The following is an 18,929-nucleotide window of genomic DNA, read 5'->3' on the forward strand; positions in this document are numbered from 1 at the left end:
AAGGTCCGCTGGTCGGTTCAACGGACGGTTTCGCCCGCCGCGAGGGAGAGCAGGCCGAGCTCCTCGCGGGTCGGCAGGCCGTGCCAGTCGCCGTGGGTCGCCACCGCGAACGCACCCAGGGTGACACCGCGGTCCAGGCGGCCCGCCGGCGGCAGGCCGTCCAGCAGCCCGGAGAGGTAACCGGCCACGAAGGCGTCCCCCGCGCCGATCGTGCTCGCCACCGGGACCCGGCGGGCGGGCAGCGCGACACGGTCGTCGGCCGTCCAGACCTCGGCCCCCGCCGCCCCGTGCTTGACGACCACCTCATCCACCCCCGCCAGGAGCGCGCCCTCGGCACCGCCGGACACGACGAGCGCCAGCTCGCCGTCCGAGGCGACCAGCACGTCCACGTACGGCAGCAGGCCGCCCAGCACGGCCGACGCCTCCGTGCTGTCCCACAGCCGGGCGCGGTGGTTGACGTCGAGGCACACGCGCGCGCCGAGCTCGCGGGCCCGCCGCACGGCGTGTTCGATCGCGGCCCGGGGCTCCGGGCCGAGCGCGGGGGTGATGCCGGTGACGTGCAACACCCTCGGCGTCCCCCCGCCCGCCTCACCGCCCCCGCCCGAGCCCTCGCGTCCGTCAGAGGTCAGCGCGGCCGCCACATCGGCGGGGTTCAACCGCGATCCGGCCGATCCAGACCGGTAGTAGTGGACACGGGCGACGTCGCCGATCCGGTTCTCCTGAATGAGCAGGCCTGTCGGGTGCTCGGGGTCGACCCGGACCGCGCGGACGTCGACGGCCTCGGCGCGCAGCGTGCGCAGCACCAGTAGCCCGAGCTCGTCGGCTCCGATCACGCCCGCCCAGCGGGCGGTGTGGCCGAGCCTGGCCAGCCCGATCGCCACGTTCGCCTCCGCCCCGGCGACCGAGAGCCCGAGGCTGCCCCCGAGACGGAGCGGACCCGCACCGTGCAGGGAGGCCATCGCCTCTCCGACGGTCAGCACGTCGATCATGCGCCGCCCGCCGTTCCCGTCCGGTGTCGCCACCGGTTCACCGCCTCCGGCAGGCCGTCGGGTCTCATCGAGTGTCAAGGCCTCACCGCTTTCAGGAAGCCGCGGGCGCGTTCCCGCAGCGCGGCCAGATCGCCTCCGTGCGGGGCGTCGCCGACCAGGGGAGAGCCCACCCCGACGGCCACGGCCCCGGCGTCGAGGTAGGGGCGGACCTGGTCGGCGCGCACGCCGCCGACCGGCACGAGCGGCACACCGGGAAAGGGGTCGAGCAGCGCGGAGAGGTAGCCGGGTCCGCCCACGGAGGCGGGGAACACCTTGACGGCGGTCGCTCCGGCGGTCGTCGCGTTCCACACCTCGGTCGGCGTCATCGCGCCGATCAGGGTGGGCAGGCCCAGCTCGATGGCGTGGGCCGTCCCTTCGCCCATGGCGGGGGTCACCGCGAAGCCCGCTCCGGCCGAGGCGGCGGCGTCCGCGTCGGCAGCGGTCAGCACGGTTCCGGCGCCGAGGACCACGGCGTCTCCGAGCTCGGCACGTACCCGGGCGATGACGTCGAGCGCCCCGGTGCCGGTGAGCGACACCTCCAGGACGTCTATCCCCTCCTCGACGAGCGCGCACGCCGTGCGGAACGAGCCCTCCGGGTCGCGGCCCCGGACGATGGCCAGCAGGCGCCGCTCCCGGAGCAGTTCGAGGAGGCGGGCCGTTTCCGGGAATTCCATGATCACCACTCCGCCATCGAACCGTCGTCGTGCCGCCACAGCGGGTTGCGCCACGCGTGGGGCCGCTTGTCCGCCCGCCGTACCGCCTGCTCGTCGACTGTCACGCCGAGGCCGGGCAGCGGGGTGCGGTGGGCGTACCCCTGAACGAAGGCGAACGGCGCGGGGTCGAGGACGTAGTCGAGCAGCTCCGCGCCCTCGTTGTAGTGGATGCCGGCGCTCTGCTCCTGGATGAGGAAGTTCGGCGTGGCGAAGGCCACCTGGAGGCTGGCGGCCAGTGCGATCGGCCCGAGCGGGCAGTGCGGCGCGAGCTGTACGTCGAACGTCTCGGCGAGCGAGGCGATGCGCCGTACCTCGGAGATGCCGCCCGCGTGGGAGAGGTCGGGCTGTGCCACGGCGAGCCCGGAGCCCAGCACGGGCAGGAAGTCGGAACGGGAGTACAGGCGCTCGCCGAGCGCGATGGGCACCTCGGTCGACGCGGTGAGCTCGCCGAGCCGGTGCAGGTACTCCGGCGCCAGCGGCTCCTCGACGAACATGGGGTGCAGGTCGGCGATCGCGGCGATGATCCGCCGTGCGCTGGCCGTTCCGGCGCGGCCGTGCAGGTCGACGGCGAAGTCACGGAAGGTGCCGAGCGCCGCCCTGGCGACCTCGGCGCGCTCGACGACGGCGGCCAGGCCCGCCGCGCCGATCGACCGGTCCATCAGGCCGGACCCGTTCATCTTGATGGCGGTGAACCCGGCCTCGACCTGCTTCTCGATCGCCTCGCGCAGCTCGCCGGGGTCATCGCCGCCGACCCACGCGTACGCCCGGACACGGTCCCTGACCGGTCCGCCCAGTAGCGCGTGCACCGGCGCCCCGTAGTGCTTGCCCGCGATGTCCCACAGCGCCTGGTCGAGCCCGGCCACCGCGCTCGACAGCACGGGACCACCCCGGTAGAAGCCCCCCTTGGTCAGCACCTGCCAGTGGTCTTCGATCCGCAACGGGTCCTGGCCGAGCAGGTGTTCACCGAGGACCTCGACCGCCGCCCGCACGACCTCGGCCCTGCCCTCGACGACGGGCTCCCCCCAGCCGACGACGCCGTCGTCGGTCTCCACCCGGCAGAACAGCCAGCGCGGAGGGACGAGGAACGTCTCGATCCTCTCGATCTTCACTTTCCCTCCAGGTGTAGCCGTTCGACGTCGCTCCACGCCTTGGCCAGCAGATCCCGCATCGCGGCCTCGGCCGCGGCCTCGTCGGCGGCCCTGACGGCGTCGAGAACCGCCAGGTGGCTGGGCACCGGGTCGTCGCTGTCGCGGGAGCCGTGGACGAGCCGGTCGCGCCCGGCGAGCCCGGCGCCCATCACGACCTCCATGCGTACCAGCAGCTCGTTGCCGCCCGCCGCGAGCAGCGCGCGGTGGAAGAGCAGGTCGGCCTCGACGACGGCGCCGGGATCGCCCGCGTCCCCCGCCTCGGCCATCCGGTCCAGCGCGGCCTGCAGTTCCTCCAGCTGCCCGGGGGTACGGCGCAGCGCCGCCAGGCGGGCGACCGGCGGCTCGACGATGGCCCGCAGCTCATGCAGGTCGCGCAGGAAGCCGTGGTCGGGGCGGCCGGCGAACTTCCACCGGATCACGTCGCCGTCGAGCAGGTTCCAGTCGGAACGCGGACGCACGTACGTGCCCAGCTTGGGCCGGGCGGAGATGAGCCCCTTGGCGGTGAGGACCTTCATCGCCTCGCGCAGCGCGGTCGAGCTGACGCCGAGCCTGTCCTGCAGGACGGACACGTCGAGGGGGTCGCCCTCGCGGCACTCACCGCTGAAGATCATCGCGGCGATCGCCTCGACGGTCTGTCCGTGGAGGCCCCGTCCGCTGTACACAGCCATCATGCCGAGTCCTTCACTATGCTCCATCCGCCGTCGACGACCAGCGACGCGCCCGTGACGAACGAGGCCTCGGACGACGCCAGGAAGGAGATGACCGAGGCGACCTCCTCGGGCGAGCCGAACCTCTGTAGCACGGTCGCCCTGACACTGCCGGCACGGCCCTCCTCGTCGACCCGGTCCCAGGCCGGGGTCATGATCGGCCCGGGGATGACGCAGTTGACGCGTACGGCCGGGCCGTACTCCACCGCGAGCTGCCGGGTAAGCGCCGTCAACCCGCCCTTCGCCGCCGCGTAGGCGGGATGTCCGGGAAGCCCGACGAGAGCGTGTACCGATGAGGTGATTACCATGGCGCCACCGGTGCGAGCAAGATCGGGCAACAGCCGGCGGGCGGCCAGGAAGGTCCCGGTGAGGCTGACACCGATCTGCCGGTTCCACGAGTCGAGCGACGTCTCGTGCGCGGGCGCCACCTCGACGGTGTACGCGTTGCTGACGACCACGTCGATCGGTCCCCGTCCGGCGATGTGGTCCCAGGTCTCCTCGCGGCTCACGTCGCCCGCCAGGAAGGTGGCCTCGCCACCCGCCGCGCGCAGTTCGGCGACCAGCGCCTCCCCGGCCTCGGACACGTCGACGACCAGCACGGAAGCGCCCTCGGCGGACAGCTGCCTGGCGGTCGCCGCGCCGATGCCCGACGCGCCTCCGGTCACCACGGCGCTCCTGTCGGCGAAGCGGCCCGTCACGCGTCCTCCTGGCGGATCACCGTGACGTCGTGGGGCGCCAGCTCGACACCCGCGGCGTGTACCGGACGGTCCCCGTGGTTGAGCAGGAACAGGAATCGGCGGCCGTCTCCGGCGACCCGCGCCACCGCCTCGACGCCGTCGGGGAGGTTCGGCAGAACGGGGGAGACCTCGGCCAGGCGGAGCGCGTCGCGGACCAGTGCGCGCATGGTGTCCTCGTCGGGGCGGGTGCCCAGGTAGGTCGCGGTGCCCGAGCCGAAGGTGTGCCGGGTGACCGCGGGCAGCCCGGCCAGCGGTCCGTCAGCGTAGGCGGCGAGCTCACTCGCGCCCTCCGGCACGATGTGGTCGGCCCACAGGTCGGCCGTCCCCCCGAAGCCTCCGGCGTTCCCGGTGCCTTCCCGGTCTTCCGGGCCGCCCGGGACCAGCTTGACGCGCTCACCTTCGCTCAGCGGCCAGAACTCCTCGATCCGCAGTCCGAGCGGTTCGCGCAGTGCCCCCGGGTAGCCGCCGAGGCGTACCCGGTCGCACTCGTCGGCGATGCCGCTGAAGAAGGACACCAGCAGATGCCCGCCCGCCCGCACGTACTCGCGGAGGTTCGCCGCGGCGGCGTCCGAGCACAGATAGAGGTTGGGCACGACCACCAGCCGGTAGCTCGACAGGTCGGAGTCCGGCGGCACCACGTCCGCGGTGACGTTCTCCCGCCAGAGCGGCGTGTAGTGCGCGCGCAGCCGCTCGGGCAGCTTCAGCTCCCCGGGTCTGGCGTCCAGTTCGAGGGCCCACCAGTTCGCCCAGTCGTGCACGATCGCCACGTCGGCGTGGACCCGTGAGCCCGTCACGTCGCGCAGCTCGCCGAGCTCGGCCCCCAGCGCGGTGACCTCGCGGAAGATCCGGTTGTCGGTTCCGCCGTGCGAGACGATCGCCGAGTGGAACTTCTCGGCGCCGCCCGCGGAGGCGCGCCACTGGAAGTACATGACCGCGTCGGCGCCCCGCGCCAGCGCCTGGTGGCTCCAGAGCCGGTTCAGACCGGTGTGCTTGGGCCGGTTCGGCGGTCGGTAGCTGATCGCTCCCGCCGCGCTCTCCATCATCAGGTACGGCTGCCCGCCGCGCAGCGAGCGCATCAGGTCGTGGAAGAGCGCCGCGTCGACGTGGGCCCGGGGGTCCTTGGGCTCGGGGTAGATGTCCAGCGCCACGATGTCGAAGTCGGCGGCCCACGAGAAGTAGTCGACGGACCGCCACAGGCCCATGACATTGGTCGTCACCGGGACGCCGGGGGTCAGCTCCAGCAGCGCCTCGCGCTCGGCCCGGTAGCAGGCGAGCAGGGCGTCGGAGCTGAAGCGCCGGAAGTCGAGCTCCTGGGCGGGGTTGGTCAGCGTCGGGGCCGTCCGGGGCGGGTGCACCTCGGCCCAGTCGGTGACGCGCTGGCTCCAGAAGGTCGTCGACCAGGCGGCGTTCAGCGCGTCGAGGTCGCCGTACCGCTCGCGCAGCCAGCGCCGGAAGTCCGCCGCGGAGACCTCGCAGTAGCACTCGTCCAGGTGACAGCCGTACTCGTTGCCGACGTGCCAGAGCGCCAGGGCCGGGTGCTCGCCGTACCGGACGGCCAGCCGCCGGGCGAGCGCCACGGCGGCGTCGCGGTAGACGGGGGAGCTGGGGCAGTAGTGCTGACGCGACCCCGGCCACAGGGTGACGCCGTCACGGGTGACGGGCAGGGTCTCCGGGTGCAGCCGGGGCAGCCAGGAGGGCGGCGACGCGGTGCCGGTGGCGAGGGACACCGCGATGCCCGCCGCGCCGAGCAGGTCCATGACCTCGTCGAGCCAGCCGAAGTCGTACTCGCCGGGGGCGGGCTCGACCGTGGCCCAGGAGAAGATGCCCAGGGTGACGAAGTTGACCCCGGCCTCGCGCATCAGCCGGACGTCCTCGCGCCAGACCTCCGGCGGCCACTGCTCGGGGTTGTAGTCGGCGCCGAAGCCGAGGCCGTCCAGCCGGTCGTAGAGGTGGGTGATCCTGTTCAACCCTTGACGCTCCCTGAGGTCAGGCCCGCGCGCCAGAAACGCTGGAGCGAGGCCATGGTGAGGATGAGGAGGAGCGCGGACACCGCCGCGCCGGTGACCGTGAGCTCGTAGAAGGCCGGGTCCCTGAAGGTCTGCGAGTTCCACTGCGCCAGGCCCAGGGTGACCGGGTAGAGCCGTTGGTCGGAGAGCATCACCAGGGGCAGGAAGTAGTTGTTCCACACGCCGATGAACTGGAACAGGAAGATCGTGACGAGCGCCGGACTCATGATCTTGAGGACGATCCGGAAGAAGATGCGGTACTCCCCGGCGCCGTCCAGCCGCGCCGCCTCCAGCAGCGCATCCGGAATCGCCGCATTGGCGTGGATGCGCGCGAGATAGACCCCGAAGGGGCTGACGACGCTGGGCAGCAGCACCGACCAGAAGGTGCCGGTGATCCCCACCTCGCTGAAGATGAGGTACGTCGGCAGCGCCAGCACCGTGGCGGGCACGAGGACCCCGGCGAGGACCAGGTTGAACAGCACCTCCCTGCCGGGGAACGGATACTTGGCCATGGCGTACCCGGCGCCGGCCGACAGCAGGGTGGCGACCAGCGCGCCGGCTCCCGCGTACAGGAAGCTGTTGAGGATCCACCGGCCGAACAGGCCGTCCTCGGTGCCGAACAGGCGGCCGAGGTTGGTGCCGAGCTGCGGCTCCGGCGACCAGAGCCCGAAGGTGCCGAACAGGTCGGCGGAGCTCTTCGTCGCGGCGATCAGCACCCAGACGACCGGCAGCAGGAAATAGACCGCCGCCGCGCCCAGCAGGGCCAGCACCACGACCGACGAGGGACGGATCCGCCTCACCATGCCCGGTTCCCCTTCCTGTTGACCATGCGCAGGAACCCGAACGAGATGACGAACGACATGATCGCGATCAGCGTCGCCTCCGCGGACGCGAGGTGGATGTTGCTCTGCGCGAAGGCCTGGTTGTACGCGGCCAGGTTCGGGGTGTAGTCGCTGTTGATCGCCGTGGTGAGCGGTTTGAGGACCAGCGGTTCGACGAAGAGCTGGAGCGTTCCGATGAGGGTGAACACCGTGATCAGGACGAGCGGGGCGCGGATCAGGGGGATCTTGACATGCCAGGCGATCCGCAGCTCGTTCGCGCCGTCCACCCTGGCCGCCTCGTACAGCTCCTGCGGGATGGCCTGGAGACCGGCGATCAGCACCAGCATGTTGTAGCCGGCGAACTGCCAAGTGGAGATGTTGGCGATGGCCAGCAGCACCGTGTCGGGACCGAGGAAGTCGTGTGGCAGGCCCGCCGCGGCCAGCAGGTCGATCAGCGGGCTGGTCTGCGGCACGTACAGGAAGCCCCACAGCAGGGATGCGATCACGCCGGGCACGCCGTACGGGAGGAAGAAGGAGACCCGGAAGAACGCCCGGAAGCGCGCGCGGGCGGAGTCGAGGAGCAGGGCCAGCGCCAGCGCGCAGACCACCATGATCGGGACTTCCATCAGGCTGAACAGCAGCACCCTGACGATGCTCCCGACGAAGGCGGGCGAGGTCAGCGCGGTGGCGTAGTTGTCGAGCCCGGCGAAGTCCAGGGTCGGCTCGGTCAGCCCGAGGCCGCTGCTGGTGAGCTTGAAGAAGCTCTGGTGGACCGCGTAGCCGATGGGCGCCAGAAAGAAGAGCGCGAAGACCACGAAGAAGGGTATGACGAAGACCGCGACGTGTGACCGGGAGCGGCGGGGGTGCCGCGGACGCGTGTGGTCCGCCTCCGCTCCGGCCTTCGGCGTCTCCCTCTGCAGCACCCCCGTCACCGTCAGCCTCCCGTCACCACGTTGAGGCCCTTGGCCTTCAGCTGCTCGACCATCGCCTGCTGGCTCTTGGCGAACGCGTCCGCGAGCGTGCCCTCGCCCTGCACCGCGGCCTTGGCGTTGTCGGTGATCGAGGCGTACAGCGCCTCGCTGACCGGAGGCCAGCGCCAGTCGCCGCTGACGGCCGCGTCGGCCTCCTTGAAGACGTCCCAGATGTTCTGGCCGCCGTAGAAGGGGAAGACGGTGTCGTCCTGCTGCAGGTTGGTGATCTGGCCGGTGTCCTTGACCGACGGCCAGCCGTACCCGGCCGACAGCAGGATGTTGACGCTCTGCGGGTCACTGTTGAGCCATACCGCGAAGGCGGTGGCCTCGGCGGGGTGCTTGGTGCCTTTCAGCACGGCCGAGGAGGAGCCGCCGGCCCAGCTGGCCGAGGCGAACCCGGTGCTGCCCGCCCACTGGGGCATCGGGGCGACGGCCCACTTGCCGGAGGTCTTCGGCGCGTTGCCGCGGATGATCGCGTCTCCCCAGGAGCCGCCGATCCAGCCGACGACGCCGCCGGTCTGCAGGTCCTTGTACCAGGCGTTGGACATGTCGGCCTCGGTCTTGACCAGCTTGTCGTCGAGCATCTTCTGCCAGAAGTCGGCCACCTTGCGGGTGTCGGGGTTGTCGATCGTCACCTTCCAGGCGTCGCCCTCGGTGCCGAACCAGCCCTGCCCGGCCTGCTGGGCGAGGGCGATCAGCCAGGGAGCCTGGTTGGCGGCGAAGGTGGAGATGTAGGAGTCCTTGTCCTTCTTTCGGATCGTCCTGGCCGCGGCGGCGAAGTCGTCCCAGGTCTTCGGGGCCTCGATGCCCCACTTGTCGAACAGGTCCTTGCGGTAGTAGAAGCCCATCGGCCCGCTGGCCTGCGGGATGGCGTAGACCTTGCCGCCGAAGACCCCGGTCTGCCACTGCCAGTCGACGAACGTCGACGCGTGCCGCTCCGCGTGCTGGGTGATGTCCTCCAGCGCCCCGTTGACCAGGAAGGAGGGCAGGGAGTCGTAGCCGACCTGGGCCACGTCGGGCGCGTTGCCCGCCTTGACGCCCGCGAGCATCTTGGCATAACCCCCGTCGGGGCCGGCGGTGATGGTCTCCAGCTGGACCTTGATGCCGGGGTGGGAGGTGTTGAAGGCGTCGACCGCCTTCTGGATGTTGGGCACCCAGGACCAGAACTTCAGGGTGACCGGCTGGGCCGGGTCACCGCTCGCCGGCCCCCCGGCGGGGTCGCCGGACGCGCCGCCGCAGGCCGCGGTCACGCCCAGTGTCACGGCCGCGGCGGCCACGGCCGCAAGCCGCGCCACCCTCGGCATCTTCGATCCCATGTTGACTCCCTGTGAACGGAGGAGATGCCCGGTGGACAGCTTCCGGGCAGTGCCTGGCAGACCTGCAGGATCCGATTACCGAGGGACATTAGTCATATTTTATTAATAATACAAGAGCGTTTCCGAGTCGTTACCTTGCGTTGCCTGCTTGTCGTTAGATACCACTTGACCTGCTCTTATCCATGGATCGCCAGGCGTGGCCGAGATCGTCGCGCCGGGTGCCGGGCGGCCAGGAGGGCGATGCGGCGCAGCCGGCTGAACTCGGCGCCCGGATCCCGCGTACCTGCCGGTGAGAGCCACATCGAACACCGGCGTGCGGACCGGACCTCGGCTCACGGCCCGCCGTCGCGTCCGCGCGCCCTCGACGGCGCACATCCTCACGCTGGAAGGGTCGGGTTGGACATCACTGCCTCTGCCAGGACTTCTCGCCCCCAGATCGAGGCTTCGTGCCCTCCGTGGTGCGAGCGCGAGCACTCCACCAGCTACGTCACCCACGCGGCCGACATCGCCGAGGTGCACAACCCCGACGGGTCCACGGTGACGGTCACGCTCTCCCAGCATCTCCAGCCCGGGTACGTGGGGGAGCAGGTCGTGCGCGTCTACACCCGCCTCGGCGAGGAGACCGGCATCGCCGACCTGTCGCCCGACTCGGCCGAGGCCGTCGGGCGTTCGATCGTCGCCTTCTCCCCGGACGGGGCCATGCGCCTGTACGGGCTGGCCCTGCAACGGGCCGCCGCGCACCTGCTGCTCGGTGGGCTGGAGACGCCCCGGGACAGAGGGGAGGCGGCCGGGCGGGCCGCCGAGTCGCCCTCGCAGGAGAAGCTGTTCCGGATCGCGTTCCTGTCCGGCTACCTCAACGTGACGAGGGCGCCGGGACCGTTGAGCGGGGGAGTGGTCGAGCACCGCCTCAGCCGGGTGCTGTCGCCGAGGGAGACGAGCGAGCTGTGCGACATCGTGCGCGGCATGTTGTCCCGCCGTACCGCGGCCAGCCGGGATGTCGCACATGACGACACCTGCGACCTCGCCTCGGGCCGGTGGGGTCGGTGAGGTTTCGGACACGGGTTCCTGAGCCGGAAAATGGGCTGTAAAGGAAGATTTGTCTATGTATGCACATGCGATTGCAAGTGCATACGCAAGTGCGTGCCTAGCGGGACTGTGAGATTCGCACCGTATATGTGAAACTGTGGCACCGTAGGAAGGTGCGACAGGGAGCCGGCATGCCCAGAGGGACCGCCGAGGACAGCGGCGCGCAGAGCGGTGTTCTCAGCCACGCGGGGGGTGGCGGCCCCACCGTCCTGCGCATTCTTCTCGGTGCCCAGTTGCGGAGGCTGCGCGTCGCCAAGAACATCACCCGTGAACAGGCCGGCTACGCCATCCGTGCCTCGCACGCCAAGATCAGCCGGCTGGAGCTCGGGCGGGTCGGTTTCAAGGAGCGCGACGTCGCGGATCTGCTGACGATGTACGGGGTGACCGATACCGAGGAAAGGGCCCCGCTGCTGACATTGGTCCGTCAGGCCAACGCGCCCGGCTGGTGGCACAAGTACAACGACCTGCTCCCCAACTGGTTCGAGGTCTACGTCGGGCTCGAAGAGGCGGCCTCGACGGTCCGGACCTACGAGGTGCAGTTCATCCCCGGCCTCCTGCAGAGCCCCGAGTACGCGCGGGCCGTCATCATGCTCGTGCACGGCGGTGCCTCGGCGAGCGAGGTCGACCGCCGGGTCTCGCTCCGTATGGCCCGTCAGCAGCGGCTGATCAGGCCGGACGCTCCGACGCTCTGGGCGGTGATGGACGAGGCCGTGCTGCGGCGGCCCATCGGCGGGCCCCAGGTGTTGCGCGCCCAGATAAACCACCTGCTCGAAGCCGTCGAACTGCCCAACGTCAAACTGCAGATCATGCCGTTCGACCGGGGCGGCCACGCCGCGGCGGGCGGTCCGTTCTCCATCCTGCGCTTCCCCGAGCGGGACCTGCCCGACGTGGTCTACATGGAACAGCTCAACAGCGCCCTCTACCTGGACAAGCTCGACGAGACCGACCACTACATGCAGGTCATGGACCGCCTGTGCGTCCAGGCGTACTCCTTCACTGAGAGCCGGAGGTTCCTGGAGGACCTTCGTGAGGAGCTCTCGGGCTGACAAGGGGCCGCAAGGGTTGTTCGCCGGCGGTTCCGGGGGAATGCGCTGCCCGGGAGTTTGGGGCCGTCCTAATTGTCGATCAGATGATATGTCGTTTCATAATCCGAAGACTGGCCACTCGTCTAGCATGCCGCGAAAGAGTGGTGAAGGCGAGGATATGACTGAGCGCGAGCAGGCACCGGCGGGAATCGACCCCACGGTCCCGAGTGTGGCCCGTATGTACGACTACTACCTGGGAGGCAAGGACAACTTCGCCTCCGACCGGGCGGCCGGTGACAGGATCGTGGAGCTTGTCCCCAACGTGAAGGACGTGGCGCGCTCCAACCGCGCCTTCCTCGGGCGCGCCGTGCGGCATCTCGCCGCCGCGGGGATCCGCCAGTTCATCGACATCGGCACCGGCCTGCCGACGCAGGAGAACGTGCACCAGGTCGTCCTGCGCGAGGCGCCCGACTCCCGGATCGTCTACGTCGACAACGATCCCATCGTGCTCGTGCACGCCCGCGCGCTGCTCGCCGACAACCCGCAGACCACCGTGATCTCCGGGGACCTGCGGGAGCCGGATGCGATCCTGGATCACCCGGAGGTCCGCGAGCGCATCGACTTCGACCAGCCGGTCGCCGTCCTCATGGTCTCCATCCTGCACTTCGTCGCGGACGACAAGGAGGCCGCCGACATCGCCACCTCCTTCGGGCGGCGGCTGGTCTCAGGCAGCCACGTGGTGATCTCCCACGTCACCTCCGGCGACCTCAGCGAGGAGCAGGTCCGCCAGGGCCGTGGTGTCTACGGCACGACCACCGCGGGCGGCGTCTTCCCCCGCACCCTCACCCAGATCCGCGGACTGTTCGACGGGCTGGAGATCCTCGAACCCGGTCTGGTGCCCGCCTACGACTGGCGGATCGACCCCGGCGACGTCGTCATCCCGCCGGGAGCCGGCGCCGTCACGGTGGGTGCCGTCGGCCGGGTTCCCTGACCGGCGACCCGTACCGTCCCCGGACGACCGGCATCGTCCGGGGACGGCTCCCACCCGGCGGGCGGTGAACTTATCGGGGCGGACGGGCGTATCTCCAGGATGTTGACACATTCGTGCCAGTCCGGTGTCGTCAGGAACGCACGCGCGATCGCCGCGGCGATCCTCGCCCTGTCGTTCTCCATCGCCTGCAGCGCAGACCGGCCCGCGGGTCCCCCCGCCGCCGTGGCGGCGGGCGACGCGGTCCCCGCGGGGCCGCCGCCCACGGTCGAGCAGCTCGCCAGGAAGGCCGGATGCAAGGCCGAGATCCAGGTCGACGCGGTCGACATCCGTACCGGAGCCTGCGAGACCTCCGCCGGATCACTTGCCGTAGCGCCGCTAGATGTGCGAGCCGCGATATTCCTGTCAGAGATCTCTTGTCTAGCACTACTAGAGTCGGCGGGAGGCCCACGGGCGGGTCCGCGAGAAGCCGCTCCCCTCGGGAGCGGAGGAGACACAAGGGGAGCGCCGTGGCGCGACGGCATCGGCTGATCGTCACGGTCGCCCGCGAGTCGGCCGAGACGGAGGGTGAACTTTATCCCTGAATGAAATGGATACGGCATTGCCTGGGGATTCGTCGATCCGTAGCATCCGTCACATGTCCATCACGCGTGAGTTCGCCTATGCCTCGCCCTCGCGTCCCGCTGACGGCGAGTGCGTGTGGTACCGCTCCAAGGGTGACGTCTACGACCTGATCCGTACGGGCAGCGACGGGGACTTCAGGTACCACGCCTTCCACGCCCGTGACGGCCGCTACCTCCAGGCGTTCGCCTCCTGGCAGGACGGCATGGAGTGGATCAGGGAGCGCGTCGAGGCCGAGTAGGGCCGCCTGCCGCGGACGCGTCGGGCACGAGGCGCAACGCCGGGCGCTGGTCGGGCAGGTCGAGCAGCTCACGCACCCGGGAGACCGGCCAGGCCAGCTGGGTGGCGAGCCGCTCCATGGTGAGGCCGGTCTCGCCGACGGCCAGGTCGAAGGCCTGGCGCAGCAGCACGGGCTGCTCGCCGGGGTAGCCGCTGATCGGCTCGGCGGCGAAGCCCGGCTGGTCGCGGAGCGTCTTGAGCCGCTGGTAGGCGCGGCTCGCCGCCGAGTCGGAGATCAGACCGACCTCGCGGCAGCGGTACAGCAGGGAGTCGACGGACACGCCCCAGGTGCGCTTGAGCTCGACCAGCCTGCGCAGGTCGAGGCGGCCGGGCAACTCGGGCAGGATGCTGTCGCGCGGGGTGAGGAACTCGGCGGCGAAGACGTCGGCCTCGCGCTCCTGCTGGGTGTCTCCCGAGGCCGCGTCGCCGTGCAGCACCAGATGGCCCAACTCGTGGGCGGCGGTGAAGCGGTAGCGGTGGATGTCGTCGAACCGGTTGGCGGTCAGCACCACGATCGGGCGCGGCAGCTGGGAGGTGGAGAAGGCGTCCACCGTGGTGGCGTCCTCGTCCGGCGGTGGGAGGACCACGACGATCCCCTGCGCCTCCATATGCCGTACGACGTGCGACAGCGGGCCGGTGCCCAGCCGCCAGAGCCGCCGCAGGGCGCGGGCGGCCTGGACGGGGTCGCGGGGCAACTCGACGCCGGAGTGGACCTCGCCGCCGGAGAAACCGGGAAGGGCCACGTCCGGCAGCCTGACCTGTTTCTCCAGGGCGTGGGCCAGCTCCCAGACCTGCTCGACGAAGGCCGCGGCCTTGGCGCGCTGGTGGGCACGGGTGGAGCGCAGGCTCCTGAAGTGCGCCATGGACCCGTCCAGCTTGCCGTGCGGGCGGCCGAGCAGGAAGAACGCCGGCGGCACGCCGAGCGCGTCGGCCAGGCGGGGAACGAGCTCGGGGCGTGGACGGGTCATGCCCGTCTCGTACTGCCCCACCGCCGCGGGGGTGACGCCGATCCGCTCGGCCAGGTCCTTCTTCGTCATCCCCGCCAGCTGTCGCGCCTGGGTCAGCCGCGCCTGGTCGAACGCGTCGGTGACGGCCTGCGGGCTCGGGCCGCCCTCGGCGACGCCGAACAGGGGGGTCTGGTTACGGTTGCTCATTGTCGCCGGTGACCACGGTTTCCTCTGGTGCCTCACTGCCTACGGGGAAGATCTTGCCATTCTTCCGCTCGGCCGAAGACCGCGTGCTCAGCGCGAGGTCGGGCAGGAGACCACCGTCGAAACGCGACGCGACACCGGGCTCCGTCGCCCACGGGCCGGCGAGGGGACCGGCGGAGGCGGCCGGCAGCGGGATCGGCTCGTGGTGCAGCCAGCGGATCCTGCCGAACTCGTCGACGAGCTCCGCCTCGCCCCAGTAGAGCCGCAGCAGGCCGGCCTGCGCGTTGCCCGCGTAGGCGACCGGGACCAGCCGGGTCTCGTCGGGCAGCCCGGTGAGCGCGGGGCGGACCGTGGCCGGACCGTCCGCCCCCGCGGACAGGTCCAGCTCCTCCTGGGCGCCGTCCCCGTCGAGTGCCAGGTCCAGTTCCTCCTGGCGGTAGGAGGTCGCGGGGCCGAACCGGTCGAACAGCTCGCGGACCAGCGAGGAGACGCGGCCGTCGCTGATCCGGGCCTCGGAGATCGGCGTGCGGTCGTCCTCGGCGTAGCGGAACGGCAGCAGCAGGTTGCCGCCGAGCACCACCAGGTGGTGCGGCGAGCCGTGCGGCCTGACCAACCGGAAGCCCGGCTCGTCACGCAGCCCCTCGGCGAGCGCCTCGTAGCGCCTGGCCATCATGGTGAAGCCGTAGGTGTACCGCTTGTCGCTGTGCGCGGAGCTCTGCGCGTCCTGCGCGTTGCCCATCGCCTCAAGCAGCGAGACGGCCAGTTGCCGCCGCACCACCTCGGCACGCTCGCCGAACCGCTCGCTCGCCCAGCCTGACCCCACTCGCGCCGACCCCGCCCGGCCCGGTGACGACGTCCCCCCGCCCATCGGCGACCTCCGCTCACGCTTCACCCGGTGTCAGACGGCCATCGCCGACACTTCATTTCCGTGCATCGTACTCCCGTGCGGGCTCTATTTGATGTTGCCTGTCTCCCGTGTCGCCGACGGCCCCGCTCGGCAGGGGAGGCTCCGCCAGGAGCCGCTCGGCCTCCTCGTCGGTGAACAGCCGGGAACGGATGAGGAAGCGCACCCCCTCCGGAGCCTCAAGGGAGAATCCGCCGCCGCGGCCGGGGACCACGTCCACCGTGAGGTGGGTGTGCCGCCAGTAGGCGTACTGGGAGGCGCTGATCCAGAACGGGGTGTCCAGGGCCAGCACGCCCAGCAGCAGGTCCGCGCCGCCGACCCGGAACTCGCCCCGGGGGTAGCACATGGGCGAGCTGCCGTCGCAGCAGCCGCCCGACTGGTGGAACATCAGCGGGCCGTGTCGTCCGTGGAGCACGGTCAGCAGTTCCTCGGCGGCGGGGCCGAGCCGCACCCGCTCCACTCGGAGCGGGTGCGGCTCGCCGGTTGGGCCGGTCGGCATCAGAAGAAGCCGAGTCTCTTGGGCGAGTAGCTGACCAGCAGGTTCTTGGTCTGCTGGTAGTGGTCCAGCATGGCCCGGTGGTTCTCGCGGCCGATGCCCGACTGCTTGTAGCCGCCGAACGCGGCGTGCGCCGGATAGGCGTGGTAGCAGTTGGTCCACACGCGCCCGGCCTTGATCGCCCGGCCGAACCGGTAGGCGGTGTTCACGTCACGGGTCCACACTCCGGCGCCCAGGCCGTACAGGGTGTCGTTGGCGATCTTCAGGGCCTCGTCCTCCGAGTCGAAGGTCGTCACCGAGACGACCGGCCCGAAGATCTCCTCCTGGAAGACGCGCATGTCGTTGGTGCCCTTGAAGATCGTCGGCTCGATGTAGTAGCCGCCCTCCATGCCGGGAACCGTGCGCGGGCCACCGCCGGTGAGCAGCTCGGCCCCCTCCTTCAGCCCGATGTCGATGTAGGACAGGATCTTCTCGTACTGGTCGTTGCTCGCCTGCGCGCCGATCATGGTGGCCGGGTCCAGCGGGTCGCCGCCGACGATGGCCCTGGTGCGGTCGAGTGCCCTGCTCATGAACTCGTCGTAGATGGACGCGTGGATCAGGGCCCGCGAGGGGCAGGTGCACACCTCACCCTGGTTCAGGGCGAACATCACGAAACCCTCGACGGCCTTGTCCAGGAAGTCGTCGTCGGAGGCCGTGACATCGGGAAGGAAGATGTTGGGGCTCTTACCGCCGAGTTCCAGCGTCACCGGGATGATGTTCTCCGAGGCGTACTGCATGATCAGCCGCCCGGTCGTGGTCTCGCCGGTGAAGGCCACCTTGGCCACCCGCGGGCTGGAGGCCAGCGGCCTGCCCGCCTCCGCGCCGAACCCGTTGACGACGTTGATCACACCGGGCGGGAGCAGGTCGGCGATCAGCTCCATCACCAGCAGGATGCTGGCGGGGGTCTGCTCGGCGGGCTTGAGGACGACGCAGTTGCCCGCGGCCAGGGCGGGGGCGAGCTTCCACACCGCCATCAGGATGGGGAAGTTCCACGGGATGATCTGGCCCACCACGCCCAGCGGCTCGTGGAAGTGGTAGGCGACGGTGTCCTCGTCCAGTTGGCTGATCCCGCCCTCCTGGGCGCGGACGACCCCGGCGAAGTAGCGGAAGTGGTCGACGGCCAGCGGCAGGTCCGCGGCGAGCGTCTCGCGTACCGGCTTGCCGTTCTCCCAGGTCTCGGCGACGGCGAGCCGCTCCAGGTTCTCCTCGATGCGGTCGGCGATCCGGTTGAGGATTTTCGACCGTTCGGCGGGCGAGGTCCGGCCCCAGGACTCGGCCGCGTTGTGGGCGGCGTCCAGAGCCAGCTCGACGTCGGCCGCGGTGGAGCGGGCCACGCTGGTGAAGGTCTGCCCGGTGATCGGGCTCGGGTTGTCGAAGTAGGCCCCGTCCACCGGGGGCACCCACTCCCCGCCGATGAAGTTGTCGTACCGGGGGGCGTAGGTGACGATGCTTCCTTCGGAACCGGGCGGTGCGTAGACCATGGTTTCGCTCTCCTTCACATGGCTGTAACAGAGCCAACGATGGATGGGCGAGGTTGGTGAAAGGTTGGCGTCCGGGCGGACCGTGCCGGGGCCGCCGGGGGCGTGAGGTCAGTCGCTCCGCGCCGTGCGGTGACGGGCGAGCGCCACCGCCCCGCGCGGGTCATCGGGCCCGAGGATCGCCAGGGCCCGCTCGTGTATCTCCAGGTCGTGCGGGTGCAGCTCGCCGAAGCGGAACACCGGTCCAGGGTCGTGCCACCGGAGTACGGCCTCGCGCAGCGCGACCTCGATGTGCTCGCGCCAGGTCCTGATCCCCGGCGCGTCGGACCATGGCAGCAGGGGGCCGCCGTAGAGCCGCGCCGCCTCCTCCACCCGCCCGGCGCGGAGGGCGGCGAGCACCTCGGCGGCGTCGCAACCCACGGGCGCGGTCAGCTCGTACCGCCGGGTGGCCAGCGCGCCCGAGAGCGCCCGCCGCAGGTGGGAGACCTCCGCCTTGAGGGTGGTCGAGGCGACGTGCCGCTCGCCGTACAGCTCGTCCATCAGCCGCTCCGGGGACATCCCGGGACCCTGCGGTCCGGCGAGCGCGAGCAGGGTGAGGATCTCCAGCTGGCGAGGGGGCAGTCGGACGGGAACGTCGTCACGGGTCAGCCCGGCGCCACCGAGGGTGCGCAGCCGCAGACCGGAGCCGCCGTTCCGGCCGGGACCTCCGGCGAAGGAGCCCCGGGCGGAAGGCCCGCCCGCGGAGGGAGAGCCCATCCGTTCGGCCAGGCGGCTCTCGATGCCGCCGACCAGGGTGTGCAGTGCGGGCATGGCCAGGGGGTGCGAGCGCTCCCAGGTGCTCGACAGGTCGAGCACGCCGAGAACCTGGCCGCCGGGGGCCCGGATCGGGGCGCAGTAACAGACCCACCCGTGCAGGGCCCGTACGAGGTGCTCGGCCGAGAACACCTGGGTCGGGCGGCCGGTGCGCAGCGCGAGGGAGAGGGCGTTGGTGCCCATGGCCTGCTCGTCCCAGCGGCCCCCGGGGGCGAAGTTCACCGCCTCGGCCCGCCGCCGCATGACCCGGCCGCCGCAGGTCCACATGATGGTGCCCGTCTCGTCGGTGACCGCCGCGATGAAACCGCCGTCCTCGGCGATCCCGCGCAGTTCGTCGGCGACCGCGGCCAGCGGCTCGCGCAGCGGCGACTGCCTCCAGCGCTGGCGGGCCTCGCCTTCCTCGGGGGCGCTGTCCTGCTCGGGTCGCACCGTCGCGATGGACCGGCCCCAGGAGTCGACGATCTCCTTCCTGAGCCGCTCGCGGTCATGCGGACGCCCGCCCTGAAGCCAGCGTGTCCACTCCAGCTCCAGGTTGGTGCGCTGCCGGCGCAGCGCCTGGCTTCCTTCCATGAACCGCCTCAAACCCGTTGACGCCTACCGTG

17 protein-coding genes and 1 pseudogene are annotated in these 18,929 nt (G+C 70.9%); 4 read left to right on the forward strand and 14 right to left on the reverse strand.

Features of this window, described 5'->3' with window-relative positions:
* Positions 1-17 precede the first annotated feature (17 nt).
* The 9 genes from AB0J58_RS08375 to AB0J58_RS08415 are packed head-to-tail and all read right to left on the reverse strand — an operon-like array spanning position 18 to position 9,447.
* Positions 18-1,022, reverse strand: coding sequence for a sugar kinase (locus AB0J58_RS08375; RefSeq protein WP_364211984.1), 1,005 nt, complete (start codon positions 1,020-1,022; stop codon positions 18-20).
* A 41-nt stretch (positions 1,023-1,063) separates the two neighbouring features.
* The gene (locus AB0J58_RS08380; protein ID WP_364211987.1) at positions 1,064-1,702 is read right to left on the reverse strand and encodes a bifunctional 4-hydroxy-2-oxoglutarate aldolase/2-dehydro-3-deoxy-phosphogluconate aldolase; all 639 of its coding nucleotides are present in this window, start codon (positions 1,700-1,702) and stop codon (positions 1,064-1,066) included.
* 2 nt (positions 1,703-1,704) lie between these two features.
* A complete protein-coding gene (gene dgoD / locus AB0J58_RS08385) occupies positions 1,705-2,850 on the reverse strand; it encodes a galactonate dehydratase (RefSeq protein ID WP_364211990.1) in 1,146 nt (381 codons plus the stop codon).
* Positions 2,847-3,560, reverse strand: a complete 714-nt coding sequence (locus AB0J58_RS08390; RefSeq protein ID WP_364211993.1) for a FadR/GntR family transcriptional regulator — start codon at positions 3,558-3,560, stop codon at positions 2,847-2,849. The genes dgoD and AB0J58_RS08390 overlap by 4 nt, the downstream gene beginning before the upstream one ends.
* Positions 3,557-4,294 (reverse strand): SDR family NAD(P)-dependent oxidoreductase, encoded by a 738-nt coding sequence (locus AB0J58_RS08395; protein WP_364211996.1) that lies wholly within the window; start codon positions 4,292-4,294, stop codon positions 3,557-3,559. Before AB0J58_RS08395 ends, AB0J58_RS08390 begins: the two co-directional genes overlap by 4 nt.
* The gene (locus AB0J58_RS08400) at positions 4,291-6,300 is read right to left on the reverse strand and encodes a beta-galactosidase (RefSeq protein ID WP_364211998.1); all 2,010 of its coding nucleotides are present in this window, start codon (positions 6,298-6,300) and stop codon (positions 4,291-4,293) included. Before AB0J58_RS08400 ends, AB0J58_RS08395 begins: the two co-directional genes overlap by 4 nt.
* Positions 6,297-7,142: a carbohydrate ABC transporter permease gene (locus AB0J58_RS08405; RefSeq protein WP_364148936.1), complete on the reverse strand. Its 846-nt coding sequence runs from the start codon at positions 7,140-7,142 to the stop codon at positions 6,297-6,299. Before AB0J58_RS08405 ends, AB0J58_RS08400 begins: the two co-directional genes overlap by 4 nt.
* Entirely contained in the window at positions 7,136-8,092 is a 957-nt protein-coding gene (locus AB0J58_RS08410) for a sugar ABC transporter permease (RefSeq protein WP_364212000.1), read from the reverse strand. The genes AB0J58_RS08405 and AB0J58_RS08410 overlap by 7 nt, the downstream gene beginning before the upstream one ends.
* A 2-nt stretch (positions 8,093-8,094) precedes the next feature.
* Positions 8,095-9,447 (reverse strand): sugar ABC transporter substrate-binding protein, encoded by a 1,353-nt coding sequence (locus AB0J58_RS08415; protein ID WP_364212002.1) that lies wholly within the window; start codon positions 9,445-9,447, stop codon positions 8,095-8,097.
* A gap of 396 nt (positions 9,448-9,843) precedes the next feature.
* Here AB0J58_RS08415 and AB0J58_RS08420 point away from each other — a divergent pair, with 396 nt between their 5' ends.
* From AB0J58_RS08420 to AB0J58_RS08435, 4 genes are all read left to right on the forward strand, one after another.
* Positions 9,844-10,494 (forward strand): hypothetical protein, encoded by a 651-nt coding sequence (locus tag AB0J58_RS08420; RefSeq protein WP_364212004.1) that lies wholly within the window; start codon positions 9,844-9,846, stop codon positions 10,492-10,494.
* A gap of 170 nt (positions 10,495-10,664) precedes the next feature.
* Positions 10,665-11,579, forward strand: a complete 915-nt coding sequence (locus AB0J58_RS08425) for a helix-turn-helix transcriptional regulator (protein ID WP_364212007.1) — start codon at positions 10,665-10,667, stop codon at positions 11,577-11,579.
* A 157-nt stretch (positions 11,580-11,736) separates the two neighbouring features.
* Positions 11,737-12,549 (forward strand): SAM-dependent methyltransferase, encoded by an 813-nt coding sequence (locus AB0J58_RS08430; protein ID WP_364212010.1) that lies wholly within the window; start codon positions 11,737-11,739, stop codon positions 12,547-12,549.
* A gap of 634 nt (positions 12,550-13,183) precedes the next feature.
* A complete protein-coding gene (locus tag AB0J58_RS08435; protein ID WP_030912140.1) occupies positions 13,184-13,408 on the forward strand; it encodes a hypothetical protein in 225 nt (74 codons plus the stop codon).
* Here AB0J58_RS08435 and AB0J58_RS08440 read toward each other — a convergent pair.
* The 5 genes and pseudogenes from AB0J58_RS08440 to AB0J58_RS08460 all read right to left on the reverse strand — a co-directional run bounded on the left by AB0J58_RS08440 (position 13,383) and on the right by AB0J58_RS08460 (position 18,897).
* Complete coding sequence (locus AB0J58_RS08440) at positions 13,383-14,600, reverse strand: XRE family transcriptional regulator (RefSeq protein ID WP_364212013.1); 1,218 nt, start codon at positions 14,598-14,600, stop codon at positions 13,383-13,385. The genes AB0J58_RS08435 and AB0J58_RS08440 overlap by 26 nt on opposite strands.
* Entirely contained in the window at positions 14,587-15,465 is an 879-nt protein-coding gene (locus AB0J58_RS08445; RefSeq protein WP_364212016.1) for a hypothetical protein, read from the reverse strand. Before AB0J58_RS08445 ends, AB0J58_RS08440 begins: the two co-directional genes overlap by 14 nt.
* Before the next feature lie 148 nt (positions 15,466-15,613).
* A pseudogene (locus AB0J58_RS08450) lies at positions 15,614-16,000 on the reverse strand (DUF779 domain-containing protein); the annotation flags it as partial.
* Positions 16,000-17,517, reverse strand: coding sequence for an aldehyde dehydrogenase (adh, locus tag AB0J58_RS08455; protein ID WP_364212019.1), 1,518 nt, complete (start codon positions 17,515-17,517; stop codon positions 16,000-16,002). The pseudogene AB0J58_RS08450 and the gene adh, both read right to left, overlap by 1 nt.
* A 108-nt stretch (positions 17,518-17,625) precedes the next feature.
* On the reverse strand, positions 17,626-18,897 hold the full coding sequence (locus AB0J58_RS08460) for a GAF domain-containing protein (RefSeq protein WP_364212022.1): 1,272 nt from the start codon (positions 18,895-18,897) through the stop codon (positions 17,626-17,628).
* Between the last annotated feature and the right edge of the window lie 32 nt (positions 18,898-18,929).

The sequence above is a fragment of the Streptosporangium sp. NPDC049644 genome (genome assembly GCF_040675205.1).
In the GTDB taxonomy this organism is placed as follows: Bacteria; Actinomycetota; Actinomycetes; order Streptosporangiales; family Streptosporangiaceae; genus Streptosporangium; species Streptosporangium fukuiense.

What these genes read in the sequence shown, in the direction of transcription:
- AB0J58_RS08380 (WP_364211987.1), bottom strand. Translation starts at nt 1,702, where the DNA reads ATGGAATTCCCGGAAACGGCCCGCCTCCTCGAACTGCTCCGGGAGCGG.
- AB0J58_RS08390 (WP_364211993.1), bottom strand. Translation starts at nt 3,560, where the DNA reads ATGATGGCTGTGTACAGCGGACGGGGCCTCCACGGACAGACCGTCGAG.
- AB0J58_RS08405 (WP_364148936.1), bottom strand. Translation starts at nt 7,142, where the DNA reads ATGGTGAGGCGGATCCGTCCCTCGTCGGTCGTGGTGCTGGCCCTGCTG.
- AB0J58_RS08415 (WP_364212002.1), bottom strand. Translation starts at nt 9,447, where the DNA reads ATGGGATCGAAGATGCCGAGGGTGGCGCGGCTTGCGGCCGTGGCCGCC.
- AB0J58_RS08425 (WP_364212007.1), top strand. Translation starts at nt 10,665, where the DNA reads ATGCCCAGAGGGACCGCCGAGGACAGCGGCGCGCAGAGCGGTGTTCTC.
- AB0J58_RS08430 (WP_364212010.1), top strand. Translation starts at nt 11,737, where the DNA reads ATGACTGAGCGCGAGCAGGCACCGGCGGGAATCGACCCCACGGTCCCG.
- AB0J58_RS08435 (WP_030912140.1), top strand. Translation starts at nt 13,184, where the DNA reads ATGTCCATCACGCGTGAGTTCGCCTATGCCTCGCCCTCGCGTCCCGCT.
- AB0J58_RS08440 (WP_364212013.1), bottom strand. Translation starts at nt 14,600, where the DNA reads ATGAGCAACCGTAACCAGACCCCCCTGTTCGGCGTCGCCGAGGGCGGC.
- AB0J58_RS08445 (WP_364212016.1), bottom strand. Translation starts at nt 15,465, where the DNA reads ATGGGCGGGGGGACGTCGTCACCGGGCCGGGCGGGGTCGGCGCGAGTG.
- adh (WP_364212019.1), bottom strand. Translation starts at nt 17,517, where the DNA reads ATGGTCTACGCACCGCCCGGTTCCGAAGGAAGCATCGTCACCTACGCC.
- AB0J58_RS08460 (WP_364212022.1), bottom strand. Translation starts at nt 18,897, where the DNA reads ATGGAAGGAAGCCAGGCGCTGCGCCGGCAGCGCACCAACCTGGAGCTG.